16 protein-coding genes are annotated in these 20,185 nt (G+C 61.2%); 12 read left to right on the top strand and 4 right to left on the bottom strand.

What is annotated here, in order from left to right; all coding sequences use genetic code 11:
- The first annotated feature begins 1 nt into the window (after nt 1).
- The 3 genes from IHQ43_RS16895 to IHQ43_RS16885 all read left to right on the top strand — a co-directional run bounded on the left by IHQ43_RS16895 (nt 2) and on the right by IHQ43_RS16885 (nt 3,735).
- A complete protein-coding gene (locus IHQ43_RS16895; protein WP_085602972.1) occupies nt 2–1,219 on the top strand; it encodes a mandelate racemase/muconate lactonizing enzyme family protein in 1,218 nt (405 codons plus the stop codon).
- A 174-nt stretch (nt 1,220–1,393) separates the two neighbouring features.
- Complete coding sequence (locus tag IHQ43_RS16890; RefSeq protein WP_192561381.1) at nt 1,394–3,007, top strand: GMC family oxidoreductase; 1,614 nt, start codon at nt 1,394–1,396, stop codon at nt 3,005–3,007.
- Nucleotides 3,008–3,129: 122 nt separating this feature from the next.
- Nucleotides 3,130–3,735 (top strand): DUF6338 family protein, encoded by a 606-nt coding sequence (locus IHQ43_RS16885; RefSeq protein WP_192561380.1) that lies wholly within the window; start codon nt 3,130–3,132, stop codon nt 3,733–3,735.
- Between the two features lie 142 nt (nt 3,736–3,877).
- On the opposite strand, the gene IHQ43_RS16880 is transcribed toward IHQ43_RS16885, so the two are convergent.
- The gene (locus IHQ43_RS16880; RefSeq protein ID WP_192561379.1) at nt 3,878–4,777 is read right to left on the bottom strand and encodes a LysR family transcriptional regulator; all 900 of its coding nucleotides are present in this window, start codon (nt 4,775–4,777) and stop codon (nt 3,878–3,880) included.
- A gap of 126 nt (nt 4,778–4,903) precedes the next feature.
- On the opposite strand from IHQ43_RS16880, the gene IHQ43_RS16875 reads away from it, so the two are divergent.
- Nucleotides 4,904–6,271, top strand: coding sequence for an MFS transporter (locus tag IHQ43_RS16875; RefSeq protein ID WP_192561378.1), 1,368 nt, complete (start codon nt 4,904–4,906; stop codon nt 6,269–6,271).
- A gap of 24 nt (nt 6,272–6,295) precedes the next feature.
- Nucleotides 6,296–7,570 carry a glucarate dehydratase family protein gene (locus IHQ43_RS16870; RefSeq protein ID WP_192561377.1) on the top strand — a complete coding sequence of 425 codons (1,275 nt, stop codon included), beginning with the start codon at nt 6,296–6,298 and terminating at the stop codon, nt 7,568–7,570.
- A gap of 42 nt (nt 7,571–7,612) precedes the next feature.
- On the opposite strand, the gene IHQ43_RS16865 is transcribed toward IHQ43_RS16870, so the two are convergent.
- On the bottom strand, nt 7,613–8,497 hold the full coding sequence (locus IHQ43_RS16865) for a LysR substrate-binding domain-containing protein (RefSeq protein WP_192561376.1): 885 nt from the start codon (nt 8,495–8,497) through the stop codon (nt 7,613–7,615).
- Nucleotides 8,498–8,656: 159 nt separating this feature from the next.
- Between IHQ43_RS16865 and ydiJ the strand changes: the two genes are divergently transcribed.
- Both ydiJ and IHQ43_RS16855 read left to right on the top strand, forming a co-directional pair.
- Nucleotides 8,657–11,686, top strand: a complete 3,030-nt coding sequence (gene ydiJ / locus IHQ43_RS16860) for a D-2-hydroxyglutarate dehydrogenase YdiJ (RefSeq protein WP_192565022.1) — start codon at nt 8,657–8,659, stop codon at nt 11,684–11,686.
- A 114-nt stretch (nt 11,687–11,800) separates the two neighbouring features.
- Nucleotides 11,801–12,970 carry an acetyltransferase domain-containing protein gene (locus IHQ43_RS16855; protein WP_192561375.1) on the top strand — a complete coding sequence of 390 codons (1,170 nt, stop codon included), beginning with the start codon at nt 11,801–11,803 and terminating at the stop codon, nt 12,968–12,970.
- A gap of 6 nt (nt 12,971–12,976) precedes the next feature.
- On the opposite strand, the gene IHQ43_RS16850 is transcribed toward IHQ43_RS16855, so the two are convergent.
- Nucleotides 12,977–13,882 (bottom strand): LysR family transcriptional regulator, encoded by a 906-nt coding sequence (locus IHQ43_RS16850; RefSeq protein ID WP_192561374.1) that lies wholly within the window; start codon nt 13,880–13,882, stop codon nt 12,977–12,979.
- A 130-nt stretch (nt 13,883–14,012) separates the two neighbouring features.
- On the opposite strand from IHQ43_RS16850, the gene IHQ43_RS16845 reads away from it, so the two are divergent.
- Together IHQ43_RS16845 and IHQ43_RS16840 are read left to right on the top strand one after the other, a co-directional pair.
- Nucleotides 14,013–14,843 (top strand): oxidoreductase, encoded by an 831-nt coding sequence (locus tag IHQ43_RS16845; protein WP_192561373.1) that lies wholly within the window; start codon nt 14,013–14,015, stop codon nt 14,841–14,843.
- Between the two features lie 75 nt (nt 14,844–14,918).
- Nucleotides 14,919–16,451: an MFS transporter gene (locus tag IHQ43_RS16840; protein WP_192561372.1), complete on the top strand. Its 1,533-nt coding sequence runs from the start codon at nt 14,919–14,921 to the stop codon at nt 16,449–16,451.
- Between the two features lie 51 nt (nt 16,452–16,502).
- On the opposite strand, the gene IHQ43_RS16835 is transcribed toward IHQ43_RS16840, so the two are convergent.
- Nucleotides 16,503–17,894, bottom strand: coding sequence for an aldehyde dehydrogenase family protein (locus IHQ43_RS16835; RefSeq protein WP_192561371.1), 1,392 nt, complete (start codon nt 17,892–17,894; stop codon nt 16,503–16,505).
- Nucleotides 17,895–17,997: 103 nt separating this feature from the next.
- On the opposite strand from IHQ43_RS16835, the gene ptrR reads away from it, so the two are divergent.
- The 3 genes from ptrR to IHQ43_RS16820 all read left to right on the top strand — a co-directional run bounded on the left by ptrR (nt 17,998) and on the right by IHQ43_RS16820 (nt 20,171).
- Entirely contained in the window at nt 17,998–18,879 is an 882-nt protein-coding gene (gene ptrR / locus IHQ43_RS16830) for a putrescine utilization regulator PtrR (RefSeq protein WP_007950470.1), read from the top strand.
- An 88-nt stretch (nt 18,880–18,967) separates the two neighbouring features.
- Nucleotides 18,968–19,630, top strand: a complete 663-nt coding sequence (locus IHQ43_RS16825; protein ID WP_192561370.1) for a M24 family metallopeptidase — start codon at nt 18,968–18,970, stop codon at nt 19,628–19,630.
- A 112-nt stretch (nt 19,631–19,742) separates the two neighbouring features.
- Nucleotides 19,743–20,171, top strand: a complete 429-nt coding sequence (locus tag IHQ43_RS16820) for a TOBE domain-containing protein (RefSeq protein WP_192561369.1) — start codon at nt 19,743–19,745, stop codon at nt 20,169–20,171.
- The last annotated feature ends 14 nt before the right edge of the window (nt 20,172–20,185 follow it).

Genomic DNA, 20,185 nt, shown 5'->3' with positions numbered 1-20,185 from the left:
GATGAAAATCGTCGCCCTTGAAACCCATATCGTCGCCGTACCGCCACCGCACATCGGCGGCATGTACTGGCTGTTCGTCAAGCTCAAGACCGACTGCGGCATCGAAGGCGTCGGCGAGATCTACGCCGCGACCTTCGGCCCCAAAGCCATGCTGCCGATCATCGAAGACGTGTTCGAGCGCTACTTGCTGAATCAGGATCCGCACCACATCGAACGCTTCTTCCGTCAGGCCTATTCGAGTGGTTTCACCCAGCGTCCCGACCTGACCATGATGGGCGTGGTCAGCGGCCTGGAAATGGCCTGCTGGGACATCATCGGCAAGGCCGCGAACAAACCGGTCTACGAACTGCTTGGCGGCAAGGTTCACGAACGCCTGCGCTCCTACACCTACCTGTACCCGGTCAACAGCCGTGGCGAGTACGACTACGACGACCCGGATCTGGCTGCCGAGTGCGCAGTTGAAAACATGAACAAGGGCTTCACCGCCGTGAAGTTCGACCCGGCCGGGCCTTATACGGCGTACTCCGGGCATCAGATCTCGCTGGAAGTGCTGGAGCGCTGCGAAACCTTCTGCCGCAAGATCCGCGAAGCGGTGGGCAACAAGTGCGATCTGCTGTTCGGCACCCACGGGCAAATGGTGCCGTCCTCGGCGATTCGTCTGGCCAAACGCCTGGAGAAATACGATCCGCTGTGGTTCGAAGAACCGGTGCCGCCGGGTCAGGAAGAGGCCATGGCGCAGGTCGCGGCCAAGACCAGCATTCCGATTGCCACCGGTGAGCGCCTGACCACCAAGTACGAGTTCTTCAAGCTGTTGCAGGCCGGCGGTGCGTCGATTCTGCAAATGAACGTGGCGCGCTGCGGCGGCCTGCTCGAAGGCAAGAAGATCGCCAGCATGGCCGAAGCCTACTACGCGCAAATCGCCCCGCACTTGTACAACGGGCCGATTGGCGCAGCGGCGAGTTTCCAGCTCGCAGCCTGCACGCCGAACTTCCTGATCCAGGAAAGCATCGAGACCTGGGGTGGCTTCCACGCCGAGGTCCTGAAAAAACCGCTGCAGTGGGAGGACGGCTACATCATCCCGTCCACCGAGCCGGGCCTGGGCGTGGAGCTGAACATGGACGTGGTGCGCAAGCATTCGCCGTACACCGGCGAACGCCTGCACCTGCAAATGGCCCCGACCCCGGCCGACGTCAAAGACACATCGCCGGCCAAGGGCTGACGAGGTTTCTAACCCAACCGCAAGACCTGTGGGAGCGAGGTTGCTCGCGATAGCGTCAGTTCAGTCAGCATCGATGTTGAATGTGGCACCGCAATCGCGAGCAAGCTCGCTCCCACAAGGATAGTGCCTGGCTGACAGGCATTCTTTGTACAACGACTTACGCGGTAACCGTGCATGACATACGACTACATCATCGCTGGCGCAGGCGCCGCTGGCTGCGTGCTGGCCAATCGGCTTTCGGCCTCGGGCCAATACACGGTGCTGCTGCTGGAGGCGGGCGGCAAGGACAGTTCCTTGTGGTTCAAGATCCCGGTCGGCTTCGCCAAAATGTATTACAACCCGACCTTCAACTGGATGTACTACAGCCAGCCGCAGAAGCAGTTGGGCAATCGCGAAATCTACGCCCCGCGCGGCAAGGTCCAGGGCGGTTCGGGCTCGATCAACGCGATGATCTACGTGCGTGGCCAGGCTCATGACTTCAATGACTGGGCGGCCAACGGCAACGACGGCTGGGGCTTCAAGGATGTGCTGCCGTACTTCCGCAAACTGGAAAACCATCCGCTGGGCGACAGCGAATACCACGGCGGCAGCGGGCCGATCAGCATCACGCCGATGGCCGGCCAGACCCACCCGATCTGCGACGTGTTTCTCAAGGGCTGTGATGAACTCGGCTACCCCCGCAGTGACGATTTCAACGGGCCGAAATTCGAAGGCGCGGGCATCTACGACGTCAACACCCGCAATGGTCAGCGCAGTTCCAGCAGCTTCGCCCATTTGCACCCGGCGTTGAGCCGGCCGAACCTGACGGTCGAGCATTACGCGTTGGTTGATCGGGTGCTGTTCGATGAAAGTCAGCAGCGCGCCACCGGCATTTCCATCACCCAGCATGGTGTGGCGCGGACCTTCACGGCGCGCAAGGAAGTGATCCTGTGCGCCGGTGCTGTCGACACGCCGAAGATCCTGCAACTGTCCGGCGTGGCCGATCGCGCCTTGCTGGCCAAGCATCAGATTCCGCTGGTCAGACACCTGCCGGCGGTAGGGCAGAACCTGCAGGATCACCTGTGCGTCAGCTACTACTACAAGGCCAATATCCCGACCCTGAACGATGAGCTGAGCTCGCTGTTCGGCCAGTTCAAGCTCGGCGTGAAATATCTGCTGACCCGCAAGGGCGCGCTGGCGATGAGCGTCAATCAGGCCGGCGGATTCTTCCGAGGCAACGCGGAGCAGAGCCATCCGAACCTGCAGTTATATTTCAACCCACTGTCTTACCAGATTCCGAAAAACAACAAGGCCAGCCTCAAGCCCGAGCCGTATTCAGGCTTCCTGCTGTGCTTCAATCCGTGCCGCCCGACCAGTCGCGGGCACATCGAGATTGCTTCGAAGAATCCGCGCGATGCGGCGTTGATTGACCCGAACTACCTGAGCACGCAAAAGGACATCGACGAGGTGATCCAGGGCAGCCGCCTGATGCGCAAGATCATGGGCGCGCCTTCATTGAAGGGCATTACGGTCGATGAAGTCCTGCCGGGGCCGGCAGTGGAAACCGACGAGCAAATGCTCCAGTACTTCCGTGACAACTGCGGTTCGATCTATCACCTGTGTGGCTCCTGCGCGATGGGTGCAGACGAGCAATCTTCCGTGGTCGACAAGCGCCTCAAGGTGCATGGCCTCGACGGTTTGCGGATCGTCGATGCGTCGATCTTCCCCAACGTGACATCGGGCAACACCCATGCGGCGGTGCTGATGGTGGCGGAGAAGGGCGCGGATCTGATTCTGCAGGACGCGTAATGCGCGGTGACAGTTGATCGCGGGCGTCTTTCCAGCCTGCACTAGGCTTTGAGTGCCGGCCCATTACGGGCCGGCACTGCTGTTTCTGGAGGATTGTTTTTTGATTCAAGGAGCGACCGGTCATGGATGATCTGGTGAAAGAAGTGATTCCGCTGTTGCAGTACCTGATCCCGGGGTTTGTCTCGGCCTGGATTTTCTACACCCTGACGGCCTTCAAGCGGCCGGATACGTTCGGGCAGATTGTGCAGGCGTTGATTTTCACGTTTGTGATTCACGGGATGGTACTGGGGATTGGGGCGGTTTGTGTGTGGGTGGGGGAGAAGGGGTTTTCTGTAGGAAAATGGGATACGAAAGCTGAAGCGTCGTGGGCATTTTTTGCTTCGCTACTGCTTGGGTTGATGGCTTGCTGTCTGGCAACCAATGGCAAATTGCATAGGTGGTTGCGCAGTAGAAACGTAACGAAACAATCTTCCTATCCCAGTGAATGGTTCTGCGCTTTCGCTCAATATGACCGATTCATCACCCTTCATCTGGAGGATGAAAGGCGCGTTCTAGGCTGGCCAGTCGAGTGGCCACCGGAGTCGAACACCGGGCAGTTTTTGATGAGGTTTCCACGCTGGCTCAACGAAGATGGCAAATTGGATCCTATTGGCGCCGAATTTTTGCTGATAGATTCCGCGAAGGTTAAATGGGTTGAATTCAGCCCGGCATCAGAGGGTTCATCATGACCGCCAGAGCACCGCAACCAATGCCACAACATCTGGAGCGACTTTTCGTAGGGCCCGACGGGAAGCTGTTGGAGAAACCGTTGATCACGGGCCCAAAGGCACCTCCACCGCTGAAGTACCCCCCATCACCGCAAGCCCGCTACTAACCCCATCCATCCTTCACCGCCCGGCGAATGCCCTCCAGCAACATCGCAAACGCCGGGTTGTCGTTGTTCTCCCGCCAGATCAGATGCAGCTCGCTCTGCACCCCTTCGCCCAGGTCGATTTCGCGAAACACTACATTCCTGAATACCACGCTGGTCGCGCAACGCGGCACCAGCGCCAGGCCCATTCCTGCGTTGACCAGCGCCAGAATCGTCAACGAAGAACCCAGCCACTGCACGTAATCCGGAGCGACCCGGGCCGAGCGCAGCATGCCGGTGAGCAATTCGTTGAACGGTGGATAGGCCGCGTGTGAGTACATCAGGAAGGGCTGCCCATCCAGGTCCTTCACTGAAACGTCATCAGCCTCGGCCAGTCGATGGCCACTCGGCACTGCCAGCACAAACGGCTCGCGCACCAGGCATTCGGTGGCGTAGCCCGGTTCCAGCAAGGGCGCGCGGACGATGCCCAGATCAATGCGCCGGGCGCGCAGGGCTTCGTGTTGTTGATAGGTGTTCATTTCGGTCAGGTCGATTTTCACCTGCGGCTGTTTGAGTCGTGCCTCGGCGATGACCTTGGGCAGAAACTCGTACACCGCGCTGCCGACAAAACTGATGTTCACCGAACCGATGTCACCCTCGGCAAAGCGCCGGGCGGTGACGGCGGCCTGCTGGGCGCGCTCGAGCAGGTTCTGCGCCTCAATGAAGAATGCGCGGCCAGCGGCAGTGAGCGCCACACTGCGCGTACTGCGGGTAAACAGGTCGACACCCAGGTGATGCTCCAGTAACTGGATCTGTCGGCTGAGTGGCGGTTGGGTCATGTTCAACCGTTCCGCGGCACGGCGGAAGTTAAGTTCAGTGGCGACGGTGGTGAAGCAGCGCAGTTGGGTCAGCTCGAACATTGATCTAATCCAGGTATCAATCGAATGCCAAGTTAGATTAGACGGGATCAATTGCCCCGTCCATGATCGATCTACGCCTCAAAGGCCACCGCTATCCCTACAAAAACAAAGATCGGGAGTCGCCCCTTGAATACCCTCCAGAGTCCGCCGGACATCACGGTACTCGCCCGCGCCGCCGCCAAGGTCAAGCGTCATGTGCTGCCGCTGTTCGTGGTGATGTTCATCGTCAACTACATCGACCGGGTCAACATCGGTTTTGTGCGCAGCCATCTGGAAACCGATCTGGGTATCGGCGCCGCTGCCTATGGTCTGGGCGCCGGTCTGTTTTTTATCGGTTACGCCTTGTTTGAAGTGCCGTCCAACATGCTCCTGCAACGCTACGGCGCCCGCGCCTGGCTGACACGGATCATGTTCACCTGGGGCGCCGCGGCGATGGCCATGGCGTTCGTCAAGGGTGAAACCAGTTTCTACGTGTTGCGCTTCATTCTGGGCGCTGCCGAGGCCGGGTTCTTCCCGGGGATCATTTATTACTTCACCCAATGGCTGCCGGCCTCTGAACGCGGCAAGACCATGGCGGTGTTTCTCAGCGGTTCGGCAATCGCTTCGGTGATTTCCGGTCCGGTGTCCGGCGCGCTGTTACACATCAGCGGTCTGGGGATGCACGGCTGGCAGTGGATGTTCCTGATCGAAGGCGCGGCGTCGGTGGTGCTCTGCGGGTTTGTCTGGTTCTGGCTGCAATCCCATCCGCGCCAGGCCAAGTGGCTGAGCGAGGAAGAGCGCGAGACGCTGGTGGCCGCGATCGCCGAGGAACAGCGTGCCCGGGAAGCGACTCACGTAGCCCAGCCATCGATGTTCAAACTGTTGGCTGACCGGCAGATCGCGCTGTTCTGCTTCATCTACTTCTCCATCGCCCTGACGATCTACGGCGCCACTTTCTGGCTGCCGAGCATGATCAAGAAAATGGGCAACCTCGGCGACTTCCAGGTCGGGCTGCTCAACTCGGTGCCGTGGATCATTTCCATCGTCGCGATGTACGGCTTTGCGGCGCTGGCCGGCAAGTGGAAATTCCAGCAGGCGTGGGTCGCGCTGACCTTGGTGATTGCCGCGTTCGGCATGTTCATGTCCACCACCGGCGGGCCGATCTTCGCCTTCGTCGCCATCTGTTTCGCGGCCATTGGCTTCAAAGCTGCCTCGGCGCTGTTCTGGCCAATTCCGCAAAGCTATCTGGATGCGCGCATCGCAGCGGCGGTGATCGCGCTGATCAACTCCATCGGCAACCTCGGCGGCTTCGTCGCGCCGACCGCATTCGGCTTTCTGGAACAGACCACCGGCTCCATCGAGGGCGGTCTGTATGGCCTGGCCGCGACCTCACTGGTGGCGGCAGTGGTGATCTTCTTCGCCCGCATGGCGCCCGGCGCCAAAGGTAAAACCCCGGCAAAGCCTGAACCCGAAACCGCCGTTGCGCCGACGGCCAAGCCGCTGGCGAGCCACTGATTCCGACTCAACAGGAGCGTCATTTTGAAAATCACTCGCGTAACCGTCACTCCAATCGCTTTCCGTGACCCGCCGCTGCTCAACGCCAGTGGCATCCACGAGCCGTTTGCCCTGCGCTCGATCATCGAGATCGAGAGTGACAACGGCTACATCGGCCTCGGCGAAAGCTATGGCGATGCCCCGGCGCTGGCGATCCAGCAACAGTTGCAGTCGCAGTTGATCGGTCTCGATCCATTCAACCTCAATCAGCTGCGTCGGATCGTTCAGGCGACGGTTGCTGCCAACAAACCGGCCAGTCTGGCCGGTGCCGAACTGGCGCCTGGTTCCCACGCCAGCAAGGCTGTCAGCAACGCTTATTCGGCGTTCGAAGTGGCGTTTCTCGACTTGCAGGCGCGTTACCTGAATGTGCCGCTGGTGGACCTGCTGGGCGGGGCGGTGCGTGATGAAGTGCCGTTCAGTGCCTATCTGTTTTTCAAGTACGCGCAGCACGTCGATTCGCCGTACAAACCGGACAACTGGGGTGAGGCGCTGAACGAGCAGCAGATCGTCGCCCAGGCCGCACGGATGATCGAGGCTTATGGCTTCAAGAGCATCAAGCTCAAGGCCGGTACGCTGCCGCCGGAGCACGAAGTGGCGTGCATCAAGGCGCTGAAAAAGGCCTTTCCCGGTTATCCGCTGCGCATCGATCCCAACGGCAACTGGTCGCTGGAAACCTCTATTCGCATGGCCGAGTTGCTGGGCGATGATCTGCAGTATTACGAAGACCCGACACCGGGCCTCGACGGCATGGCCGAGCTGCACAAACGCACCGGGCTGCCGCTGGCGACCAACATGGTGGTCACCGATTTCGACGAGTTCCGCCGCAGCGTGGCGCTGGACAGCGTGCAGATTGTCCTCGCCGATCACCATTACTGGGGCGGCCTGCGCGACACCCAGACCCTGGCGAAAATGTGCGACACCTTCGGCCTCGGCGTGTCGATGCATTCCAACTCCCACCTGGGCATCAGCCTGATGGCGATGGCTCACGTGGCGGCTGCTGTACCCAATCTGGACTACGCCTGCGACACCCATTACCCGTGGCAGGAACCGGATGAAGAAGTGATCAAGGGCGGCAAGCTGCCGATTGTCGATGGCTGCGTAAAGATCACTCGTGCACCGGGGCTGGGGCTGGAACTGGATCACGATCAACTGGGCAAGCTGCATGACCAGTACCTGACCTGCGGCATCCGCCAGCGCGATGATGTGCGGCAGATGCAGCGCTACAAACCGGACTGGAAAGCGCTGAAGCCGCGGTTCTGATCGAGCAAAACCAGAGGGCGCCAAACGGCGCCCTCTGTTGTTTCAGAGCGTACGCATCAACCAGTCGCGAAACGCCTTCAGCGATGCCAGCGACTCATTGCGCGCCGGGTACACCAGGTAATAGCTGCGCCGACTGCTGATCGGTTCGCCCAGTTGCAGCAGCTCGCCGTTGTGCAACTCATCCTCCACCAGAATCCTCGGCACCAGGCCGATGCCGATATTGGCGCGCACTGCCTGGATCAAGTGCGAGGTCATCTCGAAACTCGGGCCGATGCGCATGCTGCGATGGGGCAGGGCGTGATGGCTGAACCACTCGGACCAGGCCTGAGCGTTGCTGCTGACATTGAGCAGCAGTTGTCCGGCGATGTCCTTGTCGGCCGCACGGCGTTCGGCATCGGACAGCTGCGTGCTGGCGATCACCACCAGTTCTTCGGTGTGCAGACGGTGGGCTGTCAGCCCCGGCCAGTCACCGCCGCCGACGCAAATTGCCGCGTCGATTTCGCTGGTGTCGAAGTCGATGGCTTCGATGCGTGAATGCAGGTGCACCGTCATGCCCGGGTGCGCGGTGTAGAAATCCTTCAAGCGCGGCAGCAGCCATTTGGAACCGAAAGTCGGCAAGGTCGCCAGGCGCAGGCTGTGAATCCCTGAGCCAAACGCCATGGCCTGCAACGTCGCGCTGCGGATCTGGCCGAGGGCTTCGGACAGTTCGCGCTGATACATGCGCCCGACGTCGGTAAGGATCACTCGCCGGCCTTCGCGGCTGAACAGGCGCATGCCGAGCATCTTTTCCAGAATCTGCACCTGCCGACTGACGGCACTTTGGGTCAACGACAGTTCGTGAGCGGCGCGGGTGTAACTTTCATGGCGTGCGGCGGCTTCAAACGCCAGCAGCAACGACATCGAGGGAGTGAGGGTTCGCGGATTCATTCGTTTTAGTCATGGATTGCGGGTCGATTTTACGGTTGTCCCGGCGTCGCTCTGCAATGAACATAAGGCCTATGAGATGGCGGGAGCGTGACGCAATCATTCATTGCGCACAACTGTTCACCGCCACATGGCCCGTTTTTGACCGAGATTGCACGCCCGATGATTGCCCAGCTGTCGCCTTCCACCGCGTTGAACACCGATTACCAGCAGTTTCTCAAAGCTCTTGAAAACGGCGGTTTTCGCGGCGAAATCAGTGCCGATTACGCCAGCCGCGTGGTGCTGGCCACTGACAACTCGATCTATCAGCGCTTGCCGCAAGCGGCGGTATTCCCGCGTGATGCCGACGACGTGGCGCTGCTGGCGCGCCTGATCGCCGAACCGGCGTACCAGAAAGTGGTGATCACCCCTCGCGGCGGCGGCACCGGTACCAACGGCCAGTCGTTGACCGACGGCATCGTCGTCGACTTGTCGCGGCACATGAACCGCATTCTCGAAATCAACGTAGAACAGCGTTGGGTGCGGGTGCAGGCCGGTGTGGTGAAGGATCAACTGAACGCCGCGCTGAAATCCGCCGGGCTGTTTTTTGCCCCGGAACTGTCGACCTCGAACCGCGCCACCGTCGGCGGCATGATCAACACCGACGCCAGCGGCCAGGGCAGTTGCACCTACGGCAAGACCCGCGATCACGTGCTGGAACTGCACATGGTGCTGCGCGGTGGCGAGCGCTTGCATGGCCGTCCCCTGGAAGAAAGTGAACTGGCAGCGGAATGCGCCCGTGAGGGCCGGGCCGGTGAGGTGTATCGCTGTGCACGGCAGATCATCGACGAGCAGGGCGAGCTGATCCGGGAAACCTTCCCCGATCTCAACCGCTGCCTGACCGGCTACGACCTGGCGCACCTGCGCGAGGCCGACAACCGTTTCAACCTCAACAGCGTGCTGTGCGGCGCTGAAGGTTCGCTGGGGTTTGTGGTCGAGGCCAAGCTCAACGTGTTGCCGATCCCCAAGCACACGATGCTGGTGAACATTCGCTACGCCGGCTTCATGGATGCCTTGCGCGATGCCCGGGCGTTGATGGCGCTCAAACCGCTGTCGATTGAAACCGTGGACTCCAAAGTGCTGTTGCTGGCGATGCAGGACATCGTCTGGCATGGCGTCGCCGAGTATTTCCCGGAAAGCGCCGAGCGGCCAACGCTGGGAATCAACCTGGTTGAGTTCTGCGGCGACGATCCCGAGGAATTGCAAGGCCGGGTCGAGGCCTTCGTCCAGCACTTGGGCACCGACGCCACGGTCGAGCGACTGGGGCATACGCTGGCCGTCGGGCATGCGGCGGTGAATCGCGTCTACGGCATGCGCAAGCGTGCAGTGGGCTTGCTCGGCAACGTCGCCGGTGAAGCGCGGCCGCAGCCGTTTGTCGAAGACACCGCTGTGCCGCCGCAACACCTGGCCGAGTACATCGCCGAACTGCGCGACCTGCTCGACAGCCATAAACTGCAATACGGCATGTTCGGCCACGTCGATGCCGGCGTGTTGCACGTGCGGCCGATTCTCGACATGAAGGATCCGCAACAAGCTGCGCTGGTGCGACCAGTGTCGGACGGCGTCGCCGCGTTGACCCAGCGTTACGGCGGCCTGCTGTGGGGCGAGCACGGCAAGGGCCTGCGCTCGGAATACGCGCCGGCGTTCTTCGGCGAACTGTACCCGGCGCTGCAAGCCTTGAAGGCCGCGTTCGATCCGTTCAACCAGTTCAACCCCGGCAAGATCGCCACGCCGAACATTCCCGGCGCGGCATTGCTGAAGATCGACGAAGTGACCCTGCGCGGCGAACTTGATCGGCAGATCGACGAGAAAGTCTGGCAGGACTACGGCGCGGCCATGCACTGCAACGGCAACGGCGCCTGCTACAACTTTGATCCCGACGATGCGATGTGCCCGTCGTGGAAAGCCACCCGCCAGCGTGCGCAATCGCCCAAGGGCCGCGCCTCGCTGATTCGCGAATGGCTGCGGTTGCAGGGCGAGGCGGGTGTTGATGTGTTGGCCGATGCCAGCCGCCGTCCGCCGTTTTTCAGCACATTGCTGCAGCGCTGGCGCAACAGCCGTGCGCAGGAAAAGGACTTCTCCCATGAGGTGTACGACGCCATGGCCGGCTGCCTGGCGTGCAAGTCCTGCGCGGGGCAGTGCCCGGTGAAAGTGAACGTGCCGGATTTCCGTTCGCGGTTTCTGGAGCTGTATCACACCCGCTATCTGCGGCCGGCGCGGGATTATCTGATTGCCTCGCTGGAGTACACGATTCCGTATATGGCGCGGATTCCGTTGCTCTACAACGGCTTGATGGGCGCCTCGTTCAGCCGTCGCTTGATCGATCGCCTTGGCGGCATGGTCGATGTGCCGTTGCTCAGCCGTTTCGATTTCCACGCGGCGATGCGCCGCTGGCAGGTTCAGCCGGCGTCGGTCGACGTGTTGTCGGCGCTGACCCAGGCGCAACGCGAGCGCAGCGTGGTGCTGGTGCAGGATGCCTTCACCCGATACTTCGAAGCGCCGCTGCTGGCGGATCTGATCGAGCTGATTTCGCGCCTCGGCTATCAGGTTTACCTGGCGCCGTTCAGTGCCAACGGCAAGCCGCTGCATGTGCAGGGTTTCCTGTCGGCGTTCAATCGCGCGGCGTTGCGCAATGCCGGGCAATTGCGCGCGTTGGCCGAGATCGGTGTGCCGCTGGTGGGACTCGACCCGGCCATGACCCTGGTCTATCGCCAGGAATACCTGAAAGTGCCGGGGATGGAAAAATGCCCGGAGGTAGCGCTGGTGCAGGAGTGGCTGCTCAAGGTCATGCCGGAACAAGCCTCTCAGCGCCGCGACGACACCTTCCGCCTGCTGGCGCACTGCACCGAGAAAACCAACGCGCCGGCCGCTACCCGTCAGTGGGAGCAGGTGTTCGAGCGTGTCGGCCTGAAGCTGGCAACCCAGGCCACCGGGTGCTGCGGCATGTCCGGCACTTACGGACACGAAGCACGCAATCGCGAAACCTCGGCAGTGATCTACGAGCAATCCTGGGCGAAGCAGATCGAGGCGCCGGCGGAGAAGGGCGAGGCGCTGGCCACCGGGTATTCCTGCCGCAGCCAGGTCAAGCGCCAGGCCGATCAGCAGTTGCGCCATCCGTTGCAGGTCGTGCTGGAAACCCTGCGCACTGCGTGAGCGCTGGTTGAGAATCGCTAGCGATTGGAATGCATTTTCGTGTTATAAGGTAACGCTAATTTGCAGCCGCTTCCGGGCGGCTGCATCGATCAACCTTTCGATTGCGATACCTCCATGACGATTGCGGTTCCCCGTTCTGCCCCCTCGGTGACCGGCCGGTTGCTGTCCATTGATGCGCTGCGTGGCCTGGTCATTCTGTTCATGTTGCTCGATCACGTGCGCGAAACCTTTCTGCTGCATCGTCAGGTCTCTGATCCGATGGACATCGCCAATACCGAGCCTGCGCTGTTCTTCAGCCGTACCCTGGCGCACCTGTGCGCGCCGGTGTTTGTGCTGCTGACCGGATTGTCGGCGTGGCTGTTCGGGGAAAAGTACGACGGCAAGGCTGACGTCAGTGCCTTCCTGTTCAAGCGCGGACTGTTTCTGGTGTTGCTGGAGTTCACCCTGGTGAATTTCGCCTGGACGTTCCAGCTGCCACCGACCGTGATCTACCTGCAAGTGATCTGGGCGATCGGCCTGAGCATGATCGCGCTGTCGCTGCTGGTCTGGCTGCCGCGCTGGCTGCTGTTGACGTTGAGCCTGGCGATCATCGCCGGGCATAACCTGCTCGACGGACTGCACTTCGGCACCGAATCGGCGCTGCACGTGCCATGGGCGATCCTGCATGACCGCGGCTGGATCGAGGCCGGTGAGACCTTGCGTCTGCGTACCTCGTACCCGCTGTTGCCGTGGATCGGCGTGATCGGTCTCGGTTACGCCCTGGGGCCGTGGTTCGCTCGCGCAGCTGATGCCGGAGTGCGGCAGCGTCGCTTGTTGATCGGTGGTATCGCCGGGCTAATCGGGTTCGTGACACTGCGGTTGGTCAACGGTTACGGCGAGAAACCCTGGGCATTCGGCGACAGCGGTCTGCAAACCCTGATGAGCTTTTTCAACATCACCAAATACCCGCCGTCGCTGTTGTTCATCACGCTGACGGTGAGCGTCGGGTTGCTGCTGTTGCTGGTATTCGAGCGTGCGCAGGATCGGCGCTGGATTCGCTGGCTGACCGTTTTCGGCTCGGCGCCGATGTTTTTCTACCTGCTGCACCTGTATGCGCTGAAGGTGTTGTACCTGATCGGCTTGGCGTTGTTCGGGCTTAATCAGGGCACTTATTTCGGTTTCTCGTCGGTGGCAGCGGTCTGGCTGGCGGCGATGGTGCTGGCGGTCGGGTTGTTTCCGGCGGTGCGCTGGTTTTCGGGATTGAAGGCCCGGCGCCGCGACATCGCCTGGTTGAAGTATCTGTAGAACGGCTTATCCCGTTTTACCGTCGCGGGCATTGCGGGCAAAGTCGATGAACGCCTTGAGCGGCGCCGGTACGTGGCGCCGACTCGGGTAGTACAGATGCAGACCGGGATAGTACGGACACCAGTCCGCCAGCACCTGCACCAGTCGCCCACTCGCCAGGTGTTCCCGGGCCATGTCCTCGAACACATACGCCAGCCCCAAGCCCTGCAACGCCGGGCCGATCATCAGGCTCACATCGCCCAGGGTCAGCGGTCCGTTGATCTCGATTTCCTGTTCAATGCCACCGCGTTCGAATTCCCAGCGGTACATCGAGCCGCTCGGGAACCGATGGCGGATGCAGGGAAGGGCATGCAGGTCTTCAGGTTTCTGTGGCGCGGGATGTCGTTCGAAAAAGCCGGGTGAGCCGACTACCACCGAGCGCAGATTCGGTCCGATGGGCATCGACACCATGTCAGCTTCCAGCCGGTTGCCGAAGCGTACCCCAGCATCGAATCCGGCGGCGACGATATCCAGCAGCGCATCGCTTTCGACCACTTCCAGACGTATGTCCGGATAGGCCAGCAGGAACTCGCTGGCAATGGGCAGCAGCACCAGCTCACAGGCCTGGCGCCCGGACGTAATACGCAGATTGCCCGAGGGTTTGTCGCGAAAGTGATTGAGGTCTTCAAGGGCATCTTCGATGTCGCGAAAGGCTGGTTTCAGCCGCGCATATAACCGCTCGCCAGCCTCGGTCAGGGCCACGCTGCGGGTGGTCCGGTTGAACAGCCGCACGCCGAGGCGATTTTCCAGCGCTCGCAATGAATGGCTCAGGGCTGAAGGTGTCAGGCCCAGATCCACTGCCGCACGACTGAAATTCAGGTGCTGGGCGATGCAGAGAAAGATCGACAGATCCGCCGTGGACGGGTTTTTCATTTGTGAGCACCTTTCACAAAGTCATGCAAATTTGCTGGGATTATCACATCAGTAGCACGGCTTTAAAGTCGACTCAACTCATCGAGAAGGCCCGGCAACAACGCCAGGGTCAATGACAGGAGTAGTTGATATGCGTACCTGGCTGATTACCGGAGCCTCCCGTGGTTTTGGCACCCTTATCGCTGAACAGGCCCTGCGTGCCGGTGACGCGGTGATTGCCACTGCCCGCAACCCGCAAGACGTCACCGACCGCCTCGGCGATCACCCGAACCTGCTGGCCGTGCGGCTGGACGTCACCCGCGAAGAAGAAGCCCACCAAGCGGTGGCAGAAGGCATCAAGCGCTTCGGCCGCATCGACGTGCTGATCAACAATGCCGGGTTCGGCGTGTTGGGCGCCGTCGAAGAAACCAGCGCCAGCGAGACCGAGCGCCTGTTTGCCACCAACGTGTTCGGCCTGCTCAACGTCACCCGCGCCGTGCTGCCACACATGCGCGCCCAGCGCAGCGGACGGGTCATCAACATCTCGTCGATTGGCGGTTATCAGGCCTATATGGGCTGGGGCGTTTACGGCTCGACCAAGTTTGCGGTGGAAGGCATCAGCGAAGCGCTGCATCAGGAACTGGCGCCGCTGGGCATTCAGGTCACGGTGGTCGAACCGGGTTTCTTCCGCACCGATTTCCTCGACGAGCAGTCGCTGATCAAGACCGCACTGGTTCTGCCCGACTACGACGAAACCGTCGGCAAGATGCGCACGTTTGCCGAAGCGGCCAATCATGCTCAGCCGGGTGATCCGCTGAAGTTTGCCGATGCGATGCTGGCGCTGGTCAACGCACCGAGCCCGCCGCAGCGGTTGGCGCTGGGCAGCGACACGATTGCGCGGATCGAAGCGAAGAACCGCTTGGTGGCGCAGGAGTTGGCCGAGTGGAATGAGCTGGCGCTGTCCACGGATTTCAAGGACTGACCCAACCCCCGTTGAAGCCATCACAGGCTGCGCTCTGTTGATCGCAGCCTTGTTTTCTTTTCATTGGATGAAATCATGACAACCGTCTCCCAACACCGAGGCTCGCGCGACAAACGGCTGATCCTTGCGGCCATTTGCCTGTCGGCGCTGGTCCTTCCGTTAAGTTTTACCGGCGGCGCAGTGGCAACGCCGGCCATTGGCCGTGACCTGGGCGGCAGCCCGGTGGCGCTGACCTGGATCACCAACGCATTCATGCTGACCTTCGGCAGTCTGCTGATGGCGGCGGGGGCTTTGGCCGATGTCTATGGACGCAAGCGCCTGTTCACTGCCGGCATGCTGTTGTTCACCGCAGCGTCGATTGCCCAGAGCCTGGCACCTTCGGTGTTCTGGCTGGACGTGTTGCGGGCGATTCAGGGCGTGGCCGGTGCCGCAGCGCTAGCCAGTGGTTCTGCAGCGCTGGCGCAAGAATTCGAAGGCCACGCGCGCACCCGTGCCTACAGCATGCTGGGTACCACATTTGGCATCGGCCTGGCGTTCGGGCCATTGGTGGCCGGGGCGCTGATCGAGGCGTTCAACTGGCGCGCGATCTTTGTCTTCACCGCGCTGATCGGTGTGATTGCGATGGTCTTCGGCCTGCCGCGCATGCGCGAAACCCGCGACCCCGACGCCAGCGGTCTCGACTGGCCAGGCACCGTGACGTTCAGCTCGATGCTGGCGCTGTTCACGTTCGGTGTGATCCAGGCGCCCGAAAGCGGTTGGGACAGTCCGTTGGTGGTGGGGCTGTTGGGTGCTTCGGCGCTGTTGCTGGCGCTGTTTGTCATGATCGAAATGCGCGTCAAACGTCCGATGCTCGATCTGACGCTGTTCCGTTTTCCGCGGTTCATCGGTGTGCAGATGCTGCCGATCGGCACCTGCTATTGCTACATCGTGCTGGTGGTCATGCTGCCGCTGCGGTTTATCGGCGTCGAAGGCTTGAGTGAAATCGATGCCGGTCTGCTGTTGCTGGCGTTGTCGGCGCCGATGCTGGTGGTGCCGATGCTGGCGGCATCCATGACCCGGTTTGTCTCGGCCGGCATTCTGTCGGGCGTGGGTTTTTTGATTGCCGCCGTGGGCTTGCACTGGCTGAGCCTGTACAACGTCGGCGAGCCGAAATTCGCGTTGGTGGTGCCGATGGTGCTGATCGGAATCGGCGCGGGACTGCCGTGGGGATTGATGGACGGGTTGTCGGTCAGCGTAGTGCCGAAAGAGCGCGCCGGCATGGCGGCAGGGATCTTTAACACGGTGCGGGTGGCGGGTGAGGGAATTGCACTGGCGAGCGTGGCGGCGATTCTTGCCTCGCTGCTGCATACCGATCTGCAAGCCGTGGCCAGCGGTGCAGATGCCGCACTGATTGCCGATACCGCCCACCGGGTGACCACGGGCGACATGGCTCACGCGATCAACACGATTCCGGGTCTGGCCAACGAACGTCTGGTGCAGGGTTACGCTTCGGCGTTCCAGTCTCTGCTGCACATCCTGACGATCATCACGTTGGTGTCGGCGTCCGTAGTGCTGGGGCTGTTAAGCAAGGACCGGATGGTATCGGAGCCACAACAGGTGGCGGTTTGAAATGAAAAAGCCCGGAAGCGCAAAACACTTCCGGGCTTTTTTTCATTGGATTCAGCGGCGATCCAGCCACACCGTCTGCGCATTGCAGAACTCGCGCACGCCGAAGTGCGACAGCTCGCGGCCGAAACCGCTTTTCTTCACGCCACCGAAGGTGACGCGCGGGTCGCTGGCGGAGTAGCCGTTGATGAACACGCCACCGGTTTCCAGCTCGCTGGTCAGTTGTTGGGCCAGGGCGACGTTGGCGGTGTAGATCGTGGCGGTCAGACCGAACTCGCTGTCGTTGGCCAGGGCCACGGCGTGAGCGCAATCGCGGGCAGTGATGATCGAGGCCACCGGGCCGAACAGTTCCTGTTTGAACGAGGTCATGCGATCAGTGACATCGGCCAGCACGGTCGGCTCGTAGTAGTTGCCCGGGCCTTGGGCCTTGCCGCCGCCGAGCAGCAGGGTGGCGCCTTCTTCGAGGGTGTCGCGCACTTGTTGATCGAGTTCGTCCCGCAGATCGAAACGCGCCATCGGGCCGATGTAGTTGTCGGCGGACAATGGATCGCCCATCTTCAACTGGCGGGTGGCTTCGACGAATTTGCGGGTGAATTCTTCGACCACGCCTTCTTCGATGATCAGGCGTTTGGCGGCGGCGCAGACCTGGCCGGAGTTCTGGTAGCGACCAATCACCGCTGCCTGCACGGCTTCATCGATATCGGCGTCGTTGAGCACGATGAACGGATCGGAACCGCCCAGCTCCAGCACGCATTTTTTCAGCGCGGCACCGGCCTGTGCACCGATGGCCATGCCGGCGCGGACGCTGCCGGTCAGGGTTACGGCGGCAATGCGCGGGTCAGCAATGGCGGTGGACACGCCTTCCGGGGTGACGTTGATCACTTCAAACACGCCATCGGCAAAACCGGCGCGGGTGAAGGCGTCGCGCAACAGATAGGCGCTGCCCATCACGTTCGGCGCATGCTTGAGCACGTAGGTGTTGCCGGCGATCAGCGCCGGAACTGCACCGCGCAGCACTTGCCAGATCGGGAAGTTCCACGGCATCACGGCGAGGATCGGGCCGAGTGGACGATACTCGATGCGCGCCTTGCCGCCTTCGACCAGCGTCGCTTCGGCGTTGAGCATGGCCGGGCCGTGTTCGGCGTACCACTCGCAGAGCTTGGCGCATTTCTCGATTTCGCCACGGGCCTGGGCGATCGGCTTGCCCATTTCCCGGGTGATCATGGTCGCCATGGCTTCGCTGCTGTCACGCAGAGCGCCGGCCAGCGCGGTCAGGGCGCGGGAGCGATCCTGCAGCGGCTTGCGTTTCCACTTGTTGAAGCCGAAGGCGGCGCGGGTCAGCGCTGCGTCGAGGGCTTCGGCGGATTCGAAGGCGTAGTGACCGATCTGCTCGCCGGTGGCGGGGTTGATCGAGATGGCGTGGGTCTGGCTGGAAATCGGGCTCATGGCATCGTCCTGCGAGGTCAGTGGATGCGCTCAGAGTAGGGTGGCGTTTGATTTCTGGAAACTGAATAATAAAGAGCGTTTCTTTCACGATTGGAGAATGACTGTGGATCTGGTGCAACTGGAAATCTTCAAGGCCGTGGCCGAGCACGGCAGCATCAGCGCTGCGGCGGCGCAGATCCATCGCGTGCCGTCGAACCTGACGACCCGCATCAAGCAGTTGGAGGAGGACTTGGGCGTCGACCTGTTCATCCGCGAGAAAAGTCGCTTGCGCCTGTCGCCGGCCGGCTGGAGTTTTTTGGAGTACGCGCGGCGCATTCTCGATCTGGTGCAGGAAGCGCGCGCCACGGTTGCCGGCGAGGAACCGCAAGGCGCGTTCCCGCTGGGCTCGCTGGAAAGTACGGCGGCGGTGCGGATTCCAGGTTTGCTGGCGACTTACAACCAGCAACACCCGAAGGTCGATCTGGATCTGTCGACCGGGCCGTCCGGGACGATGATCGACGGAGTGTTGTCCGGGCGCCTGGCGGCTGCGTTCGTCGACGGCCCGGTCTTGCATCCGGCGCTGGAAGGCATCCCGGCATTCGAAGAGGAAATGGTCATCATCTCGCCGCTTCATCACGGGCCGATACAGCGCGCGGCGGACGTGAACGGCGAGAACATCTATGCGTTCCGCTCGAACTGCTCCTATCGCCATCACTTCGAAAAATGGTTCAGCACCGACGCTGCGGTACCCGGCAAGATCTTCGAAATGGAGTCCTATCACGGCATGCTCGCCTGCGTCAGTGCGGGCGCCGGTCTGGCCCTGATGCCGCGCAGCATGTTGCAGAGCATGCCCGGTTGCGCGACGGTGAGCGTCTGGCCGCTGGCGTCGGATTTCCGCTATCTGACGACGTGGCTGGTATGGCGACGGGGTACGGTTTCGCGCAGTCTGAGCATGTTTGTGCGCTTGCTGGAGGAGCGCGGCGTGGTGCGCGCAGAAGAGAATTGACACGTTGTGTCATGGTTGTATCTTAGGCGTCCTGTTTCGCAATATAAAAAACTATACAGCGCAAGCGATTAGCCAAAAGGAATCAGCGATGACCACAGCCCTGAGCGGGAAAGAAGCGGTAGGTGAGCGTTTTGTGCTGGAAACCATGCGCCACGCCCAGCAGTTGACCTGGAAGGCCGTGGACGAGATCGCCAAGGTGATCAAACCCGGTATGCGCGAATCGGAAGCCCATGCGCGGGGCAAAGAGATCCTTGTTGAACTGGGGATGGACCGGATCTGGCATCCGCTGCTGATCCGCTTCGGCGCCAACACGCTGAAGACCTTCAAGGAGCGTTCGGACGGCGATCCGGTGCTGGGCGAGAACGACATTTTCTTCATCGACATGGGCGTGGTCTGGGAAGGCCACGAAGGCGACGCCGGGGCGACGTTTGTTACTGGTTCCGACCCGCAGATGATCGCTTGTGCGGCGGCCTCCAAAGAACTCTTCGACAAGGTCGAGGCCTTCTGGCGTCAGGGCGTGACCGGTGTCGAGCTTTATCGCTACGCAACCGATCAGGCCGAGGCGATGGGCTGGAAGCTGAATCTGGACATCAAGGGCCACCGGGTCAGCGATTTTCCCCATGCGATTTATCGGGGCGGCAATCTCGGTGACTTTGATCAGGCTCCGAATGCCGGTGTGTGGATTCTGGAAATACAGATCGAACACCCTGAGCTTCCGTACGGCGCCTTCTATGAAGACTTGTTGATCTAAAGTCAGGAGTCGATGTGCATTCAGGCGCAGCGCTATAGTTGTAACTACATAACGCTTGCTCCGATGATGCAGCCCGTTTCCTAACTCTAAAGTCAACAAAAGGACGTCCATCATGAAAGTCAGTGCCCGCAACGTTTTCAAAGGTCAGGTCAGCCAGGTTCAGGAAGGCTCGGTCAATGCGGAAGTCGTCCTGACCCTGCCGGGCGGCGAGAAGCTGGTTGCAGTCGTGACCCTGGCCAGCCTCAAAAGCCTGGGCATCGCGGTGGGCAAAGAAGCCGTTGCTTTGGTCAAGGCGCCTTGGGTGATGCTGATGACCGAGTCCAGCGACATTCGCCTGTCGGCCCGCAACTGCCTGCAAGGCAAGGTGCTGAGCGTGACTGATGGCGCCGTTAACGCTGAAGTGGTGATCGAGCTGGCCGGCGGTTCGAAGGTCTATTCGATCGTGACCCGAGATGCGGTGAACGAGTTGGGCCTGGCGACTGGCGTCAGTGCTACGGCAGTGATCAAGGCTTCGCACATCATTCTGGGTGTGCCGGCCTGATCGAACCCGTGACT

Origin of the sequence: Pseudomonas gozinkensis (assembly GCF_014863585.1) — a bacterium.
GTDB classification, from domain to species: domain Bacteria; phylum Pseudomonadota; class Gammaproteobacteria; order Pseudomonadales; family Pseudomonadaceae; genus Aquipseudomonas; species Aquipseudomonas gozinkensis.
This window is presented reverse-complemented; position numbering and strand designations above follow the sequence as displayed.

Bases quoted from the DNA above. Each gene is read 5' to 3' on its own strand.
- IHQ43_RS16895 (WP_085602972.1), top strand. From the start codon at position 2: ATGAAAATCGTCGCCCTTGAAACCCATATCGTCGCCGTACCGCCACCG.
- IHQ43_RS16890 (WP_192561381.1), top strand. From the start codon at position 1,394: ATGACATACGACTACATCATCGCTGGCGCAGGCGCCGCTGGCTGCGTG.
- IHQ43_RS16885 (WP_192561380.1), top strand. From the start codon at position 3,130: ATGGATGATCTGGTGAAAGAAGTGATTCCGCTGTTGCAGTACCTGATC.
- IHQ43_RS16880 (WP_192561379.1), bottom strand. From the start codon at position 4,777: ATGTTCGAGCTGACCCAACTGCGCTGCTTCACCACCGTCGCCACTGAA.
- IHQ43_RS16865 (WP_192561376.1), bottom strand. From the start codon at position 8,497: ATGAATCCGCGAACCCTCACTCCCTCGATGTCGTTGCTGCTGGCGTTT.
- ydiJ (WP_192565022.1), top strand. From the start codon at position 8,657: ATGATTGCCCAGCTGTCGCCTTCCACCGCGTTGAACACCGATTACCAG.
- IHQ43_RS16855 (WP_192561375.1), top strand. From the start codon at position 11,801: ATGACGATTGCGGTTCCCCGTTCTGCCCCCTCGGTGACCGGCCGGTTG.
- IHQ43_RS16850 (WP_192561374.1), bottom strand. From the start codon at position 13,882: ATGAAAAACCCGTCCACGGCGGATCTGTCGATCTTTCTCTGCATCGCC.
- IHQ43_RS16845 (WP_192561373.1), top strand. From the start codon at position 14,013: ATGCGTACCTGGCTGATTACCGGAGCCTCCCGTGGTTTTGGCACCCTT.
- IHQ43_RS16840 (WP_192561372.1), top strand. From the start codon at position 14,919: ATGACAACCGTCTCCCAACACCGAGGCTCGCGCGACAAACGGCTGATC.
- IHQ43_RS16835 (WP_192561371.1), bottom strand. From the start codon at position 17,894: ATGAGCCCGATTTCCAGCCAGACCCACGCCATCTCGATCAACCCCGCC.
- IHQ43_RS16825 (WP_192561370.1), top strand. From the start codon at position 18,968: ATGACCACAGCCCTGAGCGGGAAAGAAGCGGTAGGTGAGCGTTTTGTG.
- IHQ43_RS16820 (WP_192561369.1), top strand. From the start codon at position 19,743: ATGAAAGTCAGTGCCCGCAACGTTTTCAAAGGTCAGGTCAGCCAGGTT.